Annotated in this window: 15 protein-coding genes; 5 read left to right on the top strand and 10 right to left on the bottom strand. The window is 42.7% G+C overall.

Annotation, left to right across the window (positions count from 1 at the left end):
• Positions 1 to 199: 199 nt before the first annotated feature.
• Positions 200 to 547, bottom strand: a complete 348-nt coding sequence (locus tag HMPREF9243_RS09770; RefSeq protein ID WP_013669938.1) for a helix-turn-helix transcriptional regulator — start codon at positions 545 to 547, stop codon at positions 200 to 202.
• 242 nt (positions 548 to 789) lie between these two features.
• Between HMPREF9243_RS09770 and HMPREF9243_RS02755 the strand changes: the two genes are divergently transcribed.
• The 3 genes from HMPREF9243_RS02755 to HMPREF9243_RS02745 all read left to right on the top strand — a co-directional run bounded on the left by HMPREF9243_RS02755 (position 790) and on the right by HMPREF9243_RS02745 (position 4,599).
• A complete protein-coding gene (locus HMPREF9243_RS02755; RefSeq protein ID WP_390882516.1) occupies positions 790 to 2,061 on the top strand; it encodes a uracil-xanthine permease family protein in 1,272 nt (423 codons plus the stop codon).
• 160 nt (positions 2,062 to 2,221) lie between these two features.
• Positions 2,222 to 3,235 (top strand): UDP-glucose 4-epimerase GalE, encoded by a 1,014-nt coding sequence (gene galE / locus HMPREF9243_RS02750; RefSeq protein WP_013668801.1) that lies wholly within the window; start codon positions 2,222 to 2,224, stop codon positions 3,233 to 3,235.
• 482 nt (positions 3,236 to 3,717) lie between these two features.
• Positions 3,718 to 4,599 (top strand): LysM peptidoglycan-binding domain-containing protein, encoded by an 882-nt coding sequence (locus HMPREF9243_RS02745; RefSeq protein ID WP_013668811.1) that lies wholly within the window; start codon positions 3,718 to 3,720, stop codon positions 4,597 to 4,599.
• 105 nt (positions 4,600 to 4,704) lie between these two features.
• On the opposite strand, the gene HMPREF9243_RS02740 is transcribed toward HMPREF9243_RS02745, so the two are convergent.
• Entirely contained in the window at positions 4,705 to 5,700 is a 996-nt protein-coding gene (locus HMPREF9243_RS02740) for a D-2-hydroxyacid dehydrogenase (RefSeq protein ID WP_013669562.1), read from the bottom strand.
• Between the two features lie 249 nt (positions 5,701 to 5,949).
• On the opposite strand from HMPREF9243_RS02740, the gene HMPREF9243_RS02735 reads away from it, so the two are divergent.
• The gene (locus HMPREF9243_RS02735) at positions 5,950 to 6,483 is read left to right on the top strand and encodes a TIGR00730 family Rossman fold protein (protein ID WP_013668665.1); all 534 of its coding nucleotides are present in this window, start codon (positions 5,950 to 5,952) and stop codon (positions 6,481 to 6,483) included.
• Positions 6,484 to 6,552: 69 nt separating this feature from the next.
• Here the strand turns inward: HMPREF9243_RS02735 and HMPREF9243_RS02730 are convergent, their stop codons facing one another.
• The 6 genes from HMPREF9243_RS02730 to HMPREF9243_RS02705 form a co-directional block, all read right to left on the bottom strand.
• On the bottom strand, positions 6,553 to 7,581 hold the full coding sequence (locus HMPREF9243_RS02730; protein ID WP_013669414.1) for a lipoate--protein ligase: 1,029 nt from the start codon (positions 7,579 to 7,581) through the stop codon (positions 6,553 to 6,555).
• Positions 7,582 to 7,599: 18 nt separating this feature from the next.
• A complete protein-coding gene (locus tag HMPREF9243_RS02725) occupies positions 7,600 to 8,472 on the bottom strand; it encodes a deacetylase SIR2 (protein ID WP_013669810.1) in 873 nt (290 codons plus the stop codon).
• Positions 8,473 to 9,285, bottom strand: coding sequence for a protein-ADP-ribose hydrolase (locus tag HMPREF9243_RS02720; RefSeq protein WP_013668622.1), 813 nt, complete (start codon positions 9,283 to 9,285; stop codon positions 8,473 to 8,475). It abuts the gene before it with no gap.
• Between the two features lie 71 nt (positions 9,286 to 9,356).
• Entirely contained in the window at positions 9,357 to 9,689 is a 333-nt protein-coding gene (locus HMPREF9243_RS02715; protein WP_013669025.1) for a glycine cleavage system protein H, read from the bottom strand.
• 239 nt (positions 9,690 to 9,928) lie between these two features.
• Positions 9,929 to 11,206 carry a mechanosensitive ion channel gene (locus HMPREF9243_RS02710; RefSeq protein ID WP_013669967.1) on the bottom strand — a complete coding sequence of 426 codons (1,278 nt, stop codon included), beginning with the start codon at positions 11,204 to 11,206 and terminating at the stop codon, positions 9,929 to 9,931.
• A 173-nt stretch (positions 11,207 to 11,379) separates the two neighbouring features.
• On the bottom strand, positions 11,380 to 12,381 hold the full coding sequence (locus tag HMPREF9243_RS02705) for an LLM class flavin-dependent oxidoreductase (RefSeq protein WP_013668873.1): 1,002 nt from the start codon (positions 12,379 to 12,381) through the stop codon (positions 11,380 to 11,382).
• Positions 12,382 to 12,534: 153 nt separating this feature from the next.
• Between HMPREF9243_RS02705 and HMPREF9243_RS02700 the strand changes: the two genes are divergently transcribed.
• Positions 12,535 to 13,758, top strand: coding sequence for an NADH-dependent flavin oxidoreductase (locus HMPREF9243_RS02700; RefSeq protein WP_013669881.1), 1,224 nt, complete (start codon positions 12,535 to 12,537; stop codon positions 13,756 to 13,758).
• Positions 13,759 to 13,818: 60 nt separating this feature from the next.
• Here HMPREF9243_RS02700 and HMPREF9243_RS02695 read toward each other — a convergent pair whose 3' ends face one another.
• Together HMPREF9243_RS02695 and HMPREF9243_RS02690 are read right to left on the bottom strand one after the other, a co-directional pair.
• A complete protein-coding gene (locus HMPREF9243_RS02695; RefSeq protein ID WP_013670058.1) occupies positions 13,819 to 15,075 on the bottom strand; it encodes an amidohydrolase family protein in 1,257 nt (418 codons plus the stop codon).
• Between the two features lie 105 nt (positions 15,076 to 15,180).
• Positions 15,181 to 16,182, bottom strand: a complete 1,002-nt coding sequence (locus HMPREF9243_RS02690) for a YhdH/YhfP family quinone oxidoreductase (RefSeq protein ID WP_013669130.1) — start codon at positions 16,180 to 16,182, stop codon at positions 15,181 to 15,183.
• Between the last annotated feature and the right edge of the window lie 181 nt (positions 16,183 to 16,363).

Raw genomic sequence — 16,363 nt, 5'->3', positions numbered from 1 at the left:
CTATATTTATATTATACATAAATCATAAGATAATGCATAGATATAAACTTTGGACGAGCTATCTCAAATATTTATAAATTCCCAGCAAAGTGAACCCGTCAAAAAAATAGGGGGAACAGGAAAGCCAACCAATAGATATAGGCTCTTGACATGGCCTAAAAAGTAAATTTATCAAAGCGCTTGTAGGGCTACAAAAGGACTAGTCTTCTTGGCCTAAGTGACTGAGCAAATAGGTCACTAAGCAACCTGCTCCAAAACCAAGCAAGAGATGACTCCAGTTAAAGCGCTTCACTTCCTCATCATCCAAACGCGTTGGAATTACCCGGCCGGTTGCTTCAGAAATATCCCGGATATCCTCATTTAACAATTCTTCCATCGGTTGATCAAAAATCGATGATAATAATATTAAGTTTTCCACGTTGGGATAGCTTTTATTATTTTCCCAATTAGACACGGTTTGTTGGGTGGTTTTTAGATAACTCGCCAATTGTCCTTGGGAAATATTATTTAGCTCACGTTGTTCTTTAATTATTTGACCAATTTTCATCTTGCCACTCCTCAATAATAGACAATAATTCTCATTCTTTATTAGTATACAAGATTATTGGTAGGAGGACAAATGCTTATTCTTATTCATTAAGTCATGATTTCCTTAGCTAGCCCTTGTCAAGACTGAGGAATTGGTGTATAATTTCGAAGATTTGGGCTAAATTAGCCGCTTTATTTTAGCTTAGGGGATTTCCCTTGTGATTTTTGGAAGGAGATACTATGACATCAGCAGAAAATTTAATGAAAATGAATTATGACATCGAGGATCGGCCTCCACGTGGTGAGGGACTGCTCCTAAGTTTTCAACACGTCTTCGCTATGTTCGGTGCAACCATTCTGGTTCCCTTAATCTTAGGTCTACCGGTATCAGTTGCTCTCTTCTGTAGTGGGATTGGTACCTTAATTTACCACTTTGCCACCCAAAATAAGGTGCCTGTTTATCTGGGCTCATCCTTTGCCTTCATTGGCGCTATGGCCCACGCTATCGAACAGTTAGGTGGCGATATTTCCGCAGCGCAAACTGGGGTCATGCTAGCCGGCGGTATCTATGTCTTAGTGGCTCTTTTGGTTAAGATGTTAGGAAGTAGCTGGATTGACCGCCTCCTGCCTCCAATTGTTATCGGTCCAATGATCATTGTCATCGGTTTGAGTCTATCCTCATCTGCTGTCACTAACGCAGGATTCACTCCAGACGGGACCTGGCAACAAATGTTGACTGCCCTAATTACCTTCCTAATCTGTGCCTTTGTTAATGTTTATGGACGGGGATTTATTCGGGTTATTCCTTTCTTGATTGGTTTAGTTGGTGGTTACATTGTTGCTGCCTGCCTGGGACTAGTCGATATTAGTCCAGTGGCTGACGCCGCTTGGTTTGAAATCCCTGATTTCTATTTACCTTTTAAGACCCCGTTCTTTAACAGTTACCATCTCAACTTTGGTCCAGAAGCCGTCGCCATCTTACCAGTGGCAGTGGTAACTATTTCAGAACACATTGGTGACCACACGGTTTTAAGTGAAATTTGTGGCCGCCAATTTCTCAAGAATCCTGGCCTCCACCGGACCTTGATGGGGGACGGGATTGCGACCTCGGTTTCTGCCTTTCTAGGTGGCCCTGCCAATACCACTTACGGAGAAAATACTGGAGTTATTGGCCTCACCCGAGTGGCTTCGGTTTCCGTTATCCGCAATGCCGCTCTCTTGGCAATCATGCTCAGTTGCTTGGGTAAATTCACCGCCCTCATTTCAACCATTCCAGCAGCTGTCCTCGGCGGCATGTCTATCCTCCTCTATGGGGTCATTGCAAGTAACGGCCTCAAAGTCTTAATTGAAGCCCGGGTAAACTTCAACCAAGTCCGTAACCTGGTCATCGCCAGTGCCATGTTAGTTCTCGGTCTTGGTGGCGCAGTGCTCAAATTAGGGGCCTTTACCCTTTCTGGAACCGCCCTCGCCGCTATGGTAGGTATTATTCTTAACTTACTCCTACCTGAAATCAAAACCCTGAAGACGAAATAGAAGTGATGAAATAGCTGGGATAGCTCTTCTCAGCTATTTTTTATCTTCATTTTTCTAGTAATATTTAAAAAAATCTTTGAAAGAAGCCCTTCATATCAATGGTATAATAAGAATAATCAGTGAATTTTACCAAGTAATTAAATGAATAAAGGAGAGACTTATGTCCATTTTAGTTACAGGCGGAGCGGGCTATATTGGTTCGCATACCGTTATTGAATTAATCAACTCTGGCTACGAAGTTGTTATAGTCGATGACTTCTCTAATAGTAAGCCAACCGTTCTTGACCGCATCGAAAAAATTGCTGGTAAGCGTCCGACTTTCTACCAAGCAAATATCTTAGATGGGAATGCCTTACGCCAAATCTTTGAAAAAGAATCCATCGATGCTGTCATTCACTATGCAGCCTTTAAAGCGGTCGGTGAATCCGTTGAAAAGCCAATTGACTACTATCACAACAATATGGGTGGACTCCTTCAAGTATTAAAAGTAATGAAGGAATTTGGTGTGAAGGAATTTGTCTATTCTTCAAGTGCCACGGTCTATGGGATGAATAATGTCTCCCCCCTAACCGAAGACTTGCCAACCAGTGCTACCAATCCATACGGCTATAGTAAGGTCATGGGCGAACAAATCTTAAAAGATACCTACAAGGCTTATCCTGACTGGTCCATTATGATCTTACGCTACTTCAACCCTATCGGGGCCCACGAAAGCGGCCTGATTGGTGAAGACCCCCAAGGCGTCCCTAATAATATCATGCCTTATATTACCCAAGTAGCCATTGGTAAGTTAGAAAAATTACATGTTTTTGGTAATGACTACGATACCCATGATGGTACTGGAGTCCGCGATTACCTCCACGTGGTTGACTTGGCTAAGGGCCACGTCGCAGCTATCGACTATGCCAATAAACATCAAGGCCTTGAAATTGTCAACTTAGGCACCGGTCAAGGCTATTCCGTTCTGGACTTAGTCAATACCTTCCAAGAAGTCAACCAAGTTGAGCTTCCTTATGTTATTGACGAACGCCGGGCTGGTGATGTAGCTGAATGTTATGCTGACCCATCCTACGCTAAAGGGCTACTGGGTTGGGAAGCAGAAGAAGATTTAGCTGATATGTGCCGGGATTCCTGGCACTGGCAAGAAACCTGCCCTAACGGTTACGAAGATTAAGAATCAAGAGAGGAGAGTGTGACAAAAGTCAAAAGCGCCCTGAAGAGCTACGCATACTATATCTGTAACTCGCTCTTCGCTTCGAGCAACTATAACAACTGGAACAAACTATGGCAGATAGGCGCAAGCCTATCGCACATAGTTCGAAGTTGGGTTCGACTTGGCAGACTTGGAGTAATTTCACATGTCAGAAACAAGCGAATGCTTCGCTTTTATTCTGACTTGTTCCAATCATCCAAGCCTCGGTACCAAGTCTCACACCCTGAATCAAGTGGATGTCAGAGCTGACTTTTGGAACACATTTGATTAAATAGTTCCTATTTTACAAAGAGCCTGAGACTTTTGTCCCAGGCTCCTTTTTTCTTGGCTAATTTCCATCAGAAAGTCACTCTTGTATTAAGGAAAGCTTGGTAGTAGCTTGCATGTTCCCCCTAAAATGTTTAAACTAGAGAAAACCTGCTTAAATAAAGAAAGGAAAGCCTATGTCAGATTCACAAGGGCCCAGTTTTTCCTGGCGCAAGTTGGTCCAGGAAATCCTAGCCACCCTCAAATCCCTCATTAAGATGCTGGCCCGCCTAGTTTATTATCTCATTGACCAGCTGACCCGCATCCTGCTACCACTTTTTAAGAGAATTGACCAGGGCCTGCCTCACAGAAACAAACAAAACAAGGATCAAGACAGTCCGTTCAAGCATCAAGTCCAAGAAAAGGTCAATAGCCAACTCCAGCCTGGCTTAACTCCTCTTAAAAGCTTCTGGCAAAAACTGGCTAAACCTCTCCAATGGGGAGTAGCCCTTGGCATTTTGGGACTAGTCTTCTTCCTAGCAAGCCCTAACTATCAGGGTACGACAAGTGATAATCCCTTAAATCTCAAGGTGCAATCCTCACAACTAGCTGGCCAAGACCATTACCAAGCTGATAACTGGGAGATTGACCAAGACGATGTCTCAGTTTATCATGGTCCAGAGGAAAAGGAGCCAGTCGACCAGGCCTTGACCACTAAAGACCAGGACCATGCCCCAGCTATTCTCGACGAAAAAGTCGCCCAGTATGAGTCTAAACGAGCTCGTTACCCAAGAAGGGCAACAAAAATAAAGCGATCAGAGGAAGTAAAAACGACGGATTCCAATCTGGCACAAGAGTCCATTGAGCCAGATAGCTCAAATCCTGGCAGTGAGTATCCCTCCCAGTCTCCTAAGACAGAAGAGAGCCAGGTCCAAGCTGGAGGCAGCTACCAAGTTCAGGCTGGCGATAGTCTCTATCGCATTGCCCAAGACCATGGCATGACGGTCGACGAGCTCATGGACTTAAACGGCATGACCAGGCCTGCACTTATGCCTGGTCAAAGGATTAAAGTCAAATAAGACAGAAGGCTTCCCCCTCTACTATTTGATAAAGCAAAAAAGACTAGCCACATCGCTTTAACAGCTAGGGCTAGCCTTTTTTCTCTATATTTTATCTGTTAATGATTAGTTAACACGTAATTCAGTATCGCCAGTTTCAATCACTGATTTTGTAGCATTCAAAGCATGGAAGACCATGTTTTGAACAGATTCATCAGTATAGTAGGCAATATGTGGGGTGTAGGATACTGCTGGGTGGTGTAATAAACGTAAGAAGGTTTGGTCAACAATCCCCTTATGTGACCAGTCATGTTTGACATAGTCGAATTCGTTTTCATAGGTGTCTAACATAGCAGCTTGTAAATGACCTGCATCAAGAGCATCAAGTAAAGCGTCAGTGTCAATTAAAGCCCCACGACCAGCATTGATAATCACAGCGCCTTCCTTACATTGTTTGAGTAAGTCAGCGTTAAATAAATGATAGGTGTCATCAGTTGAAGGTAAGTGAAGGGAAATAATGTCGGCTTCTTTCACACATTCTTCTGGTGTGTCACGGTATTCCAATAAGTCCCCTAATTTGTCATTTGGATAGAGGTCGTAACCAAGGATTTTGCAGCCGAAGCCTTTGAAAAGACGAGCAGTTGCTTGACCAATACGGCCAGTACCTAAGATAGCAACGGTCTTAGTCCCTAAACGTTGTCCACGGATATAGAGAGATTCTCTGAAATCATGGTGGTTAGAGTGATCTCTAACGGTATATAATTTACGGATAGCGTTTAAGGCTTGTGCTAGAGTGTATTCAGCAATGGATTCTGGTGAATAAGCTGGCACATTAGAAATGATCACGTCATTTTCAGCAGCTAATTCAAGGTTGTAAGGGTCGAAACCAGCCATACGTTGAGCAATGTTCTTAATACCAAAGCTCTTTAAAACTGGGTAAACACTGTCTTCTAAAGGAGTATATTGGTAGGTAGATACCCCATCGTAGCCTTCACAACGGTCAACAGTTGCTTCAGAAAGAATATCTGCGTCAAGGGTTAATTCAACATTGTTGTCTTCGCCCCATTTTTTAGCGAGATCTTCTTCTTGTTCGCTGACACCATACATATAAATCTTAGTCATCACTTTCATCCTTTCATAAGTGTGAACCTTCACATTATTAATCTATTTTGCATAGATTACATATTCACATGGATAATTTTAAAAGAGGCAAAAGCCTTTGTCAAGCGATTTTTAGTGGTTCTTTTTAAATGATTTAAATAAAATATACAATTGTGAATTAATTAGACAATTCGCACTTTTTTACATTAGGCCTGGCTTTAGTTATACTGGTTAAAGCACTTATTCACATCGTTAAAAAGGAGATTAATCATGAAAATTACGGTTTACTGTGGGTCCAATTTAGGGATCAATGAACGTTATGAACACCTGATCTGGCAATTAGGTGAATGGATTGGCCAGAATAATCACCAGTTGGTCTATGGCGGTGGTCGGACTGGTTTAATGGGAACCATTGCCACTGCAGCCAGCCAAAGCGGTAGTCAAGTGATCGGAATTATACCCCTAGTCCTAGTCGAGGCCGAAGTCGCCAATTACGATATCCATCACTTAGAGGTCGTTGATACCATGAATCAACGCAAAGAAAAACTGATGGAATTAGCCGACGCCATGATTGTCTTTCCCGGGGGCTTGGGAACCATGGAAGAACTCTTCGACAGTTTGGTCTGGAAACGTCTAGGTAAAAAGCAGACCCCCATCATTATTTACAACGTTGACCACTTCTATGACGTCCTCCACTCCCTCCTCAAGACTATGGTATCCGAAGCCTTCATGCCCCAAGAAGAATTAGACCAAATCCACTTTGTCTCTTCCCTCGCTGAAATCGAGACGATTCTCAACCACTAAAAAAAGCGATTTTCTCACTTTTGCTTATCAATCATTTGATAAGGCTTTGAGAAAATCGCTTTTCACTTATTAAGAGAGAATCAAGTCAACCAGTAGTTCAGGCGTCATATGACTGATATAATTCTCAAGTTGGACCTTTTCCAGTGCCTTTAATAGGTCGTCTCGACGCATCTTCACACCGGTTAATTGCTTTTCTAATTCAGCGATATCCGCTTGACCAAAGAAATCGCCCCAAATCTTGCATTGGCTAATCTTACCATCCACGACTTCAATTGAAATTTCAACGGTCCCTACTTGGTCAAAGTGGTCATCACGGTTGTAAGTGTATTGAGGAGCCTTGCCATAGTTCCAATCCCAATTCTTATATTTTTCCTTAGCTAATTGGTCAATTCCTTGCCAATCTTCCTCAGTTAATTCATATTGTTTAATTTGTCCGAAGTCCTCTACACCAAAGAGGCGGCAAACTAAGGCCTCAAAGAGCTCATCCATGGACATGGCTTGAAATTCTGGTGCTAGGGCTGGACGAATAGGTGCGACCCGACTCTTGACCGACTTAATCCCCTTAGAAATAATTTTCTTTTGGTTGGGGTTTAAGGACTTCACCATGGCTTCAGCATCAATGTCAAAGAGGAGGGAAAATCCACCATAGACCCGATCACCGACTAAGGTCATGGCAGCGCCCGACACCTTCTTATCGCCTAGGTACATATCATTACGGCCTTTGGTGTGTAAACCTTCGACCCCCATGTCCTCTAGAGCCTTGATACCTGGTTGGTACATTTTTTCGAAATTACCAAATAAATCATTGGATTTGTGGTCAGCTAAGAAGCAGACATTGATGGCGCCACGGTCACAGTAAACTGCTCCACCACCAGTATCGCGGCGGACCACTTGAATATTTTCTTGGTCGATATAGTCTTGGTTGACCTCAGCCCGGGCATTTTGATACTTACCAATTTCTACTTTAGGGTCACACATATAAGGAAAGAGAATGTCCTCATCCAAGAAAATATGGCTTTGGGCATAGACTTGAGCTGCCAAGGCTAATGCCCCGTCATAAATCCGTTGACCATCACGTTTTAAATCAATTAAATACATTTTTTCTCACTTGTCCTTTTAAAGTTCACATAATGTTTTTTGAATATCGTCGGTTAGCCGTAAGCTTTGGGATTTTATGGATGGTGGAATATGATAAGGTTTTTGGTTCATCATCACATATAAAGCCTTGGGATTTTCCTTAGTCCAAGCTTGGAAAGGTTGGCGAATAAATTGTGGAGTAGTATTTCCCACACCAATTTCTAAATAAAGTATCTTGTCATATTGATTTTCCTTAACAAAGTCTTCATAGGCTGCTTGGTGAACCTGCCAATCCTTATCCTCTACCATGCCATTTTCTGCCGTCCGCTTATTTAACTCCAAGGGGGCGCCGCAATTTGGGCAATAAGGAACGAGTTCACTAGGGATCCGCATATTTTCTTGATCCTTAGCCATGCGGTAGAGCAAGGCGTCATCGCGATAGGTCACTGGCTGGCAATGCTTTTTACACTGCATGAGGACATACTTACCTTGGTAGTAGTGTACCTTATCCATGTCATAGCCAGCCTTAGGAAAGGCGTTATCAGCATTGGTGGTAATAATAAAGTAATTTTTACCTTGAAGATATTGGTTAAAATGTTGGTAAGCCTTACCAGCTTCTTGTTCAATCCCATTCATAATGGCAAAGCGACTGGCAAAAGCCCAATATTCTTCCAGACTGGGGTAATCGTAAAGTGATGCTTGCAGCATATCAAACAAATTAAACTTTTCAATAAAGTCAGGAAAGGCCTGCTCAAAACGTTCACCCACATAGGTAAAACCGTCAGCAGCTGACATGCCAGCACCGATCCCCACCAAGATAGCCTGGGCTTCTTCCATTAAGGCCCGCAAAAGGCCTGATTCATTATTATAATTTTGGCTTAAAGCTTGCCAAACTGTTTCTTTATCACTCATCTACTCTTCCCCTTCTACTCTGTCAATTAAGTCCTGATATAAATGAAGGTCTTGGTCCAGATAAACATTGAAAATCACTTGCAAAGATGATCCGCTTTTCTTTAAATAGTCTCTTACTGTATTGAAGGCAATTTGAGCAGCGAGATCATTAGGGAAGTGGAACTCGCCCGTAGAAATACATGGGAAAGCCAAGCTCGTCAACCCCAGTCGATCGGCCTCTTTTAAGCAGGAAAGATAGGACTGCTTAAGAAGATTTTGGCGGATGGGACTGACCCGGTCAGATTCAATTCTTGGGCCCACGGTATGGAGAATATACTTAGCCGGCAAGTGGTAAGCCGATGTTGTCTTGACCTTGCCTACCGGCTCATTGTGGCCCTGGTCTTCCATGATATTGTTCAGCTCTAGGCGCAGACGAACACCGGCGCGGGTTTGGATGATATTATCAATGCACTTGTGATTAGGGATAAAACACCCTAATAGAAAGGAATTCGCTGCATTGATAATCCCATCAACTGCTAACCGACAGATATCGCCCTGCCATAGATAAATCTGGTCTAGAGCTGGCTCTAATTGGTCCAGGCTAACGGTCCCTTCTTGGTCACGCCAGCACTTTAAATAGTCATCTTCTAAGTCCAGGTAAGCTTCACTAATTGGCCAGGCGGGACGGGTATTAATCAGGGCCCGCCACTTGTCATGCAAGGAATAATCTCCATAGTCAGCTCTGCCTTCAACCTTCCTTCTGAGATAGTACTTATCCCTTCGCTCGGCTTCTAAATAATCAATCATTTGCCTTAGCAATTCTTCTGATATCAAGCTACTCCCCCCAATAAAAAAATCCTATGCTAAAAGGACGAGCTTCTAGCACAGAATCATTCAATATCACCCTAGGCTTCTTCTAAAGCGTCAAATTCAGCTGGGTCGACATCTTTTAAGCGAACAATCCAGTTTTCTTCGCTTTTAGCAGAATTCAATAAGGATGGTTGGTCAACCACTTCAGTATGGCGTTCAACCACGCTTCCCTTGAGCGGGGATTGGATTTCCATCACAGTTTTTGATGCTTCAATATTTAACAAGGCATCATCTTTTTCAACTTGGTCTTCTTGAGCAAATTCAGCATAGCCCACTGTACCGATATCATCTTGTAGTTCAGGAGTCATGGATACCGTATAAAGATCGCCATTTTTTTCTACAAATAAGTAATTTCCACGTTTTGTCATTCTTCATTCTCCTTTTGTTTAAATTTAATGTTGGAGCAAATCGCTGGCCCCAACTTATCCTTAACTATTCTAGCACAGATGTAAGAGAGACCCAAAAATTTAAATCTCTTTTAAGTGATTAAATAAATGAAAATTTTCTTTGTAAATAATATCTTTTTTATTAATAAAAGCCTTTCCTTTTAAGGATCAAAAAAAGACTGTGACAAAAGCCACAGTCTCACTTTATTTATCGCTTACTTTTAGAATTGAGAGTGGTCACCATCTTGGTCCTTCTTGTCTTCTTCACCCTCATGTAATTTACGATCAAGGTGTTCTAATTGCTTCTTAGCAAAGTCACGTCCACCTAAACCAAAGGCTAAGGCAAAGGCAACTGCAGCTCCACCAACAATGAACATGAACCCAGTGTTAACAATAGTTTGGGCAAATTGTAATTGGTCAAGAGCCATGAAGATAGCCAGAGCAATTAAACCATATTGAACAATATTAGCTAAAATATTTGATCCGGTTGATTCTTTGAGGAATTGGGATAAGAGATTTCCACCAACAACCCCTAAGATAAGAATGATCACAGCGGATAATACTAATGGTAGGTAAGCAATAATTGCAGCACCAATGGTATTTAAGACTTCTAATTGAAGGACGTTGAGAGCTTCAACGAAGAAGAAGATAACAATGACTGCTTTAACGATGTTGGCTACGATCGCTGATAATTTCACGTTGACATCGCCACTAGCATTGAGATACTTGGTATACTTATTGATATTAGCTGCTTCCAGTAAGTTTTCGATCAAATCACCAACTAACTTAGAAACTAGGCCACCCACAGCAATTAAGATCGCTGCTACCAAGATATTTGGAATAGCCGCTAACATCATATTTAAAACATTAATAATTGGACGGCTAATCGATTCAATGCCTAAAACTTCTAAAGCAGCGGTTAATAGTGGGATGAAGAGTAGAACATAAACAATGGTTGCGCCAACTTTGGCTAATTTATTGCCACTTGGTGCAGCGTCCACTTGGTCTTTAACCGTTTCACCAACGGCACCTTCAGATTTGTTAACCAGTTTATTCATCCAGCCATCGATATCAACCTTTTCGAGCAGGCCTTGTACCAAGTCGCGGACAAATCCACAGAGGTAGAAAGCCAATACCAAGATAAGTCCAGAACCAATAATATTTGGAATGAAAGCAAAGAACTTATCGAACATATTGGTGATTGGTTCGAGCACGCCACCGATATTTAAACCGTTTAAAATCGCTGGTAAGAAGAATACAAAAACCAAGTAATAACCGACACTGGCTACTGTTTTAATAACACCCTTGGCATCTGATTCATTCTTGGCTACTCCCCATTTTTGGAAAGTGCGGTCAGCGTGAATGGCACGCAGGCCTTTGACAATCAATTTACGTACAATTACCGCAATAATCCAGGCAATAAGGATTAAGAGAATAGTCCCTAGGATATTAGGAACTGCTGCGATAATTGGATCTAATAAAGTATGTAAGAAATCCATTATAATCTCCTCCTAATACAAAATATTACTATTTTTATTACCTTAATTATATCAACCTTTAATAATATTTTAAAATAATATGAACTTTCCCTTTAAAATTTACACAAAGCAACAAATATTTTGTACTAAATAAAGATGTTTTATCATTATAAGAAAGTATTTTGTTCCTAAGCCTACTTGATCCCCAAATAGTGAGCCAGAAGTTCAAGTGTCTGCATTCGCTTGTCAATTCCTGGAACTAGGGGCATAATCAGAGCTTCGTCGGCATCTAAGTAATTGATCCAGTCCTTCAGCTGGCTGGCTACTTGGCTGGCCTTGCCATGGAGCATCCGACTACGGTTACTCTTAATTTTTCCAGCCATAGAACTGGTGATTTCGGTTGCTTTGGCCGTTTTGACGGATGGCATCCGTTGATAGTAAGAAAATTGATCTTGACCTAAAAGCCATAAATCCAGCGACCGGGTCAAGTCTTCCGCCTCTTCTTCTTGGTCAGCGGCCGCTACAAAGGCTGAAAACATGGCCTTAGGTTCCTGTAATAATTGTGAGGGTTTAAAATGTTTGCGGTAAGTGGCAATGGCTTGACGCCCCACTTCAAGGGCATCTTCTCTGGCATAGGGGAAAATCCCATAAACATAGGCGCAGCCTGCTTCAGCGGCCCACTTAGCCCGGCGAACACTAGTGGATAAGAGCCACATTGCTGGTAAAGCTTCCACTTGGGGGTTGGCTAAAATTTTAGTTTGACTATTATCGGTTTGGGTGAGATAGTTATAGACTTGTCTCAAGTCCTCTTCATAAGAAGGAATCTTGTCGCCAGCCCGTTCCAGTGCCTTCCTGACGATTGGTGTCCCCATGTTATTGCCAACGCCTAAGTCAATCCGCCCTGGAAAATAAGCCTCCATCACCTTAAAGTTTTCCACCACCTTGTAGGGGCTGTAATGGGGCAACATGATACCTCCCGAACCAATCCGGATACGCTGGGTATGGTTAAGCAACTGCATCATAATGACTTCAGGACTAGAAGAGGCAAAGGCAGGAACATTATGGTGTTCAGCCATCCAAAAGCGCTGGTAACCCAAGGCTTCCGCCTTTTGAGCTAACTGAATCGTATGGGCTAAGGCCTGGCTGGCTGTTTCGCCTTCATCAATCACTGCATAATCTAAAACACTTACTTTCACCCGATAGACCTCCTTTATTTCATTCACTTATAGTATAACACGGCATGGCTAAGAACATTCACTGGACCCTAGAGAAGATTCACACTTAGCTTGGCTTGGCATTTTAGGATAAAAGCCATAGAATATAATTAATAAAATATTTAGGAGGTTATTATGAAGCAAGCATTGAACCCAAAATACCAAGCCTTATTCCAGCCAATCACCTTGCCCAATGGGATTGAATTGGCTAACCGCTTTTCTTTGAATCCCTTGACGACTAACTCGTCAACTCGAGAGGGCTTTGTAACCGATGAAGACATCAATTACGCCAAAAGACGTAGCCAGTCTGCCCCCTTACAGGTCACCACGGCAGCCTATATTGAAGACTATGCCCAATTGTTTGAATTTGGCCCCAGTGTCCGCGATGACCGTTTTATTGAAGGCTTAAGTCGACTAGCCAAGGCCATGAAAAAAGACGGCGCCAAGGCTATCCTCCAACTGACCCACGCTGGACGTTTTGCTAAGGCCACCCTAAAAGACTACCATGTCGTCTACGGACCTAGCTACATGCATCTCAAGAGTCCAGTCGAACATGATGTCTTAGCCATGAGTCAGCGTAAAATTGACCATGTCATCCAACAATATAAGGAAGCCACTAGGCGGGCCATTGAAGCTGGTTTTGATGGGGTAGAAATTTCTAATGCCCAACGGCTCCTCCCCCAACAATTCTTCTCTCCCTTCTCTAACCAAAGAGAGGACCACTATGGCCCTCAAAATCTAGAAAACCGGGCCCGTTTTGGAGTTGAGGCCACCCAAGCCATTCAAGAGGCGATTGATGAATCCGGGGTGAAGAACTTTATCCTGGGCTTCCGCGGCACCCCAGAAGAAACCCGGGGTAATAAAGTTGGCTATAGTGTCGATGAATTTAATGACTATTTCGACCGTCTCCTAGATGTTGCCGATATCCAATACTATGCTATTGCTAGCTGGGGCCACGACATTTACCTAGAAAAAGTTCGCAGTGAAAAGCACCAAGGCGAGTATGTCAATCAAGTGGTTAAAGACCATATCAATGGACGAGTGCCCGTCATTGCTACCGGAGGCATTAATTCTCCCGACAAGGCCTTAGCAGCCCTCGAACATGCCGATATGGTGGGGCTCTCTTCTGTATTTGTTACAGAACCTGACTTCGTAACTAAATTGGCCCAAGGTCAAGAAGAAACCATCGATATTAGCCTCCACCCCGAAGACTTGGCTGACCTGGCTATTCCCCAAGGAGCCTTTAAAGACTTAGTTGAATTTATGGACTATGGTGGCTCCTTGCCACAAAACACCCGCCAAGACCTCCGCCAATTAAATCAACAAGACACCACCTCATACTTTAAGGATTACCAATAAAAGGCAAAAAAAAGCAGACGTCCAGTTTTGAGAACGTCTGCTTTTTTAGTCTTATTGTTATTAAATGTCTAAGCCAATTTCAAATTCACGTGGTTTCTTCTTGAAGAGGTATTCCCCGTTGCGAACCGAAGCCAGGCATTCTACCCGGTTACGAACCGCTTCAAATGGACTTGGTGCATCTAAAACGATGAAGTTAGCTGGTTTATCAGCTGCTAGGCCATATTGGTCTTCGATATGGAGAGTTTTAGCTCCATTATAGGTAATTAAATCCAAGACCCGTTCAAAGTCTTCGTCAGACATGATTTGAGCGGCGTGGATTCCATTATCTAAAATGTTCATCATATTCCCATTTCCTGCTGGATACCAGGGATCGACAATGGAGTCTTGCCCAAAGGAAACATTAATATCATTGTGGAAGAATTCCGCTACCCGGGTTAAGCCACGACGTTTTGGATAAGAGTCTGACCGACCTTGAAGGTACATATTTTCCGTTGGTTGGGAGGTGAAGTTCATCTTCGATTGTTGGAAGAGTTGCATGAGACGGAAGAAATAAGCATCATCCGCTGAGCCTAGGGAGCAGGTATGGCTAGCCGTTGTTTTTGGTCCATAACCTTCTGTTAAGACCAAGGCATTGAGTAATTGAACGAAGCGAGATTCAGGATCATCCGTCTCATCACAGTGAACGTCAATTAACTTGTCATATTTCATAGCCAATTCCACAATTTTGTGGATGGATTTTTCCCCGAGTTCTCTAGACCATTCAAAGTGAGGAATCCCACCTAAAACATCGGCCCCCATTTTCAAGGCTTCTTCCATCAATTCTAGGCCTTGACCATTACCATCTTTATAGGCAAAGACCCCTTCTTGAGGGAAGGCAACCACTTGAATAGTGACCTTATCTTTTAATTCATCACGGACTTCCAACATGGCTTCGATATTTTTTAGTTCAGGATCGGTACAGTCGGTTTGGGCACGAATATATTGGGTACCATAAGACATCACATCGCGAACAGCTTGGTACATCCGTTCCTTAGCTTCTTTTTTACTTTGTCCTAGTTTAATGTGAGACCAGCGAGCAATCCCTTCATAGAGGGTCCCGGTCGCATTTTCAGAGTTATCTGCTTTCCCGGTGAAATAGTAGTCTAAATGCAGGTGAGAATCCACATAAGGAGGGATAACTAACTTGCCCCCTAAGTCAATGACTTCATCCGCTTCACCTAAATCCTTACCAAAAGCAGTAAATTTACCGTCTTCAACCATAAATTCATTGGCATCTGCTTGCTTATAAATTACTGCATTAGTAAATTTTTTCTTCATAGCATAACCTCCATTAATTTAATCGTTACACTTCCATCCTACTCTATTTTCACTTTTTTTAAAAGTTTATTATCACAAGCTGGCCTACACTGGTCCATCTATTGCTTAAAAATCTTGCAAATCAATAATGGTCCGCCCCATATGTTTACCTGCTTTTAAGGCCTCAACTGTCTCTTCAATTTGATCTAAGCCCACACTATCATAAGTTAATCGATCAACCACCTTCCAGTCCCTGGCGAGTTTATTCCATAATTCCTGCCGGTAATGGATATCGAGTTCTTGGCTGTTAATTCCTAGCAAGTCGACCCCTCTAAGAATCAAGGGGAGAACAGTGGTCTCTAGCTGATTACCCCCGGCATTCCCACACAAGGTCATCGACCCCCACTCACGAATAAAGGTCATGGCTTGGGCAGCCACTTGACCACCGACTGTATCTAAGACAAAGTCAAAGCGGCGTTTGTTCAAGGGTTTGTCCCCTTCTAAATCTGCTGGCCAAATCACTTGGTTAGCGCCTAATTTTTTGACTAATTGCTCTTGGTAGTCCTTCCTTATCAAAGCACTAATATTTTTGAAACCTAACTTATTCAAGATGGCTAGGGCGATACTCCCTACCCCACCACTTGCCCCAGTGACTAGAATTTCGGGCTGCTGGTCTACTGTCATACCGTGCTTCAACAAACTATCCACCGAATAAGCGGCCGTCAGTCCAGCAGTCCCATAAATCATGGCTTCTTTTTCACTTAGTCCCTCTGGCAAACTTACCAACCAATCATAGGGCACTTTGAGGTATTGGCTATAACCACCGTTATGGGTCACTCCTGCTTGTGAACAGGTATTAATCACTTTTTCTCCTATCTTGGCCTCAGGATGACTGGACTCAACAATTTTCCCACTAGCATCGATCCCAGGAATAAGTGGATAGGAACGAATCACGCCTCCTTGGTGCTGGGTGGCTAGCATATCCTTATAATTCATCGATGAATAGGCCAGTTTGACAATCGTATCGCCCTCATCCACCGGCTGGTCTCTCAATTGGTAATCTTCTAAAGCATAAGAGGTTTCATCGCCATCGCTACGCACAACAACAGCTTTAAAAGTCTCCTTCATCTTAATCCCTCCAAATTCTTATCAACCGCTACAATTTTCTACTTGCAGTATGTCAAGAAGGCCATTAAAAATCAAGGAAAGCGCTTTCTTCCAAGTGTAAAAAAGAGCCTACAAACTAGTCATAGGCTCCTAAACATTTTGTTTTAAAATAAGCAATTATATATACAAATACTTTTATAGG

This window comes from Aerococcus sp. Group 1 (assembly GCF_000193205.1).
GTDB lineage: Bacteria > Bacillota > Bacilli > Lactobacillales > Aerococcaceae > Aerococcus > Aerococcus urinae_A.
Note: the sequence above shows the minus strand (reverse complement) of the source record. Positions and strands in the feature narration are given on the sequence as shown.

Bases quoted from the DNA above. Each gene is read 5' to 3' on its own strand.
- HMPREF9243_RS09770 (WP_013669938.1), bottom strand. From the start codon at position 547: ATGAAAATTGGTCAAATAATTAAAGAACAACGTGAGCTAAATAATATT.
- HMPREF9243_RS02755 (WP_390882516.1), top strand. From the start codon at position 790: ATGAAAATGAATTATGACATCGAGGATCGGCCTCCACGTGGTGAGGGA.
- galE (WP_013668801.1), top strand. From the start codon at position 2,222: ATGTCCATTTTAGTTACAGGCGGAGCGGGCTATATTGGTTCGCATACC.
- HMPREF9243_RS02745 (WP_013668811.1), top strand. From the start codon at position 3,718: ATGTCAGATTCACAAGGGCCCAGTTTTTCCTGGCGCAAGTTGGTCCAG.
- HMPREF9243_RS02740 (WP_013669562.1), bottom strand. From the start codon at position 5,700: ATGACTAAGATTTATATGTATGGTGTCAGCGAACAAGAAGAAGATCTC.
- HMPREF9243_RS02735 (WP_013668665.1), top strand. From the start codon at position 5,950: ATGAAAATTACGGTTTACTGTGGGTCCAATTTAGGGATCAATGAACGT.
- HMPREF9243_RS02730 (WP_013669414.1), bottom strand. From the start codon at position 7,581: ATGTATTTAATTGATTTAAAACGTGATGGTCAACGGATTTATGACGGG.
- HMPREF9243_RS02725 (WP_013669810.1), bottom strand. From the start codon at position 8,472: ATGAGTGATAAAGAAACAGTTTGGCAAGCTTTAAGCCAAAATTATAAT.
- HMPREF9243_RS02715 (WP_013669025.1), bottom strand. From the start codon at position 9,689: ATGACAAAACGTGGAAATTACTTATTTGTAGAAAAAAATGGCGATCTT.
- HMPREF9243_RS02710 (WP_013669967.1), bottom strand. From the start codon at position 11,206: ATGGATTTCTTACATACTTTATTAGATCCAATTATCGCAGCAGTTCCT.
- HMPREF9243_RS02700 (WP_013669881.1), top strand. From the start codon at position 12,535: ATGAAGCAAGCATTGAACCCAAAATACCAAGCCTTATTCCAGCCAATC.
- HMPREF9243_RS02695 (WP_013670058.1), bottom strand. From the start codon at position 15,075: ATGAAGAAAAAATTTACTAATGCAGTAATTTATAAGCAAGCAGATGCC.
- HMPREF9243_RS02690 (WP_013669130.1), bottom strand. From the start codon at position 16,182: ATGAAGGAGACTTTTAAAGCTGTTGTTGTGCGTAGCGATGGCGATGAA.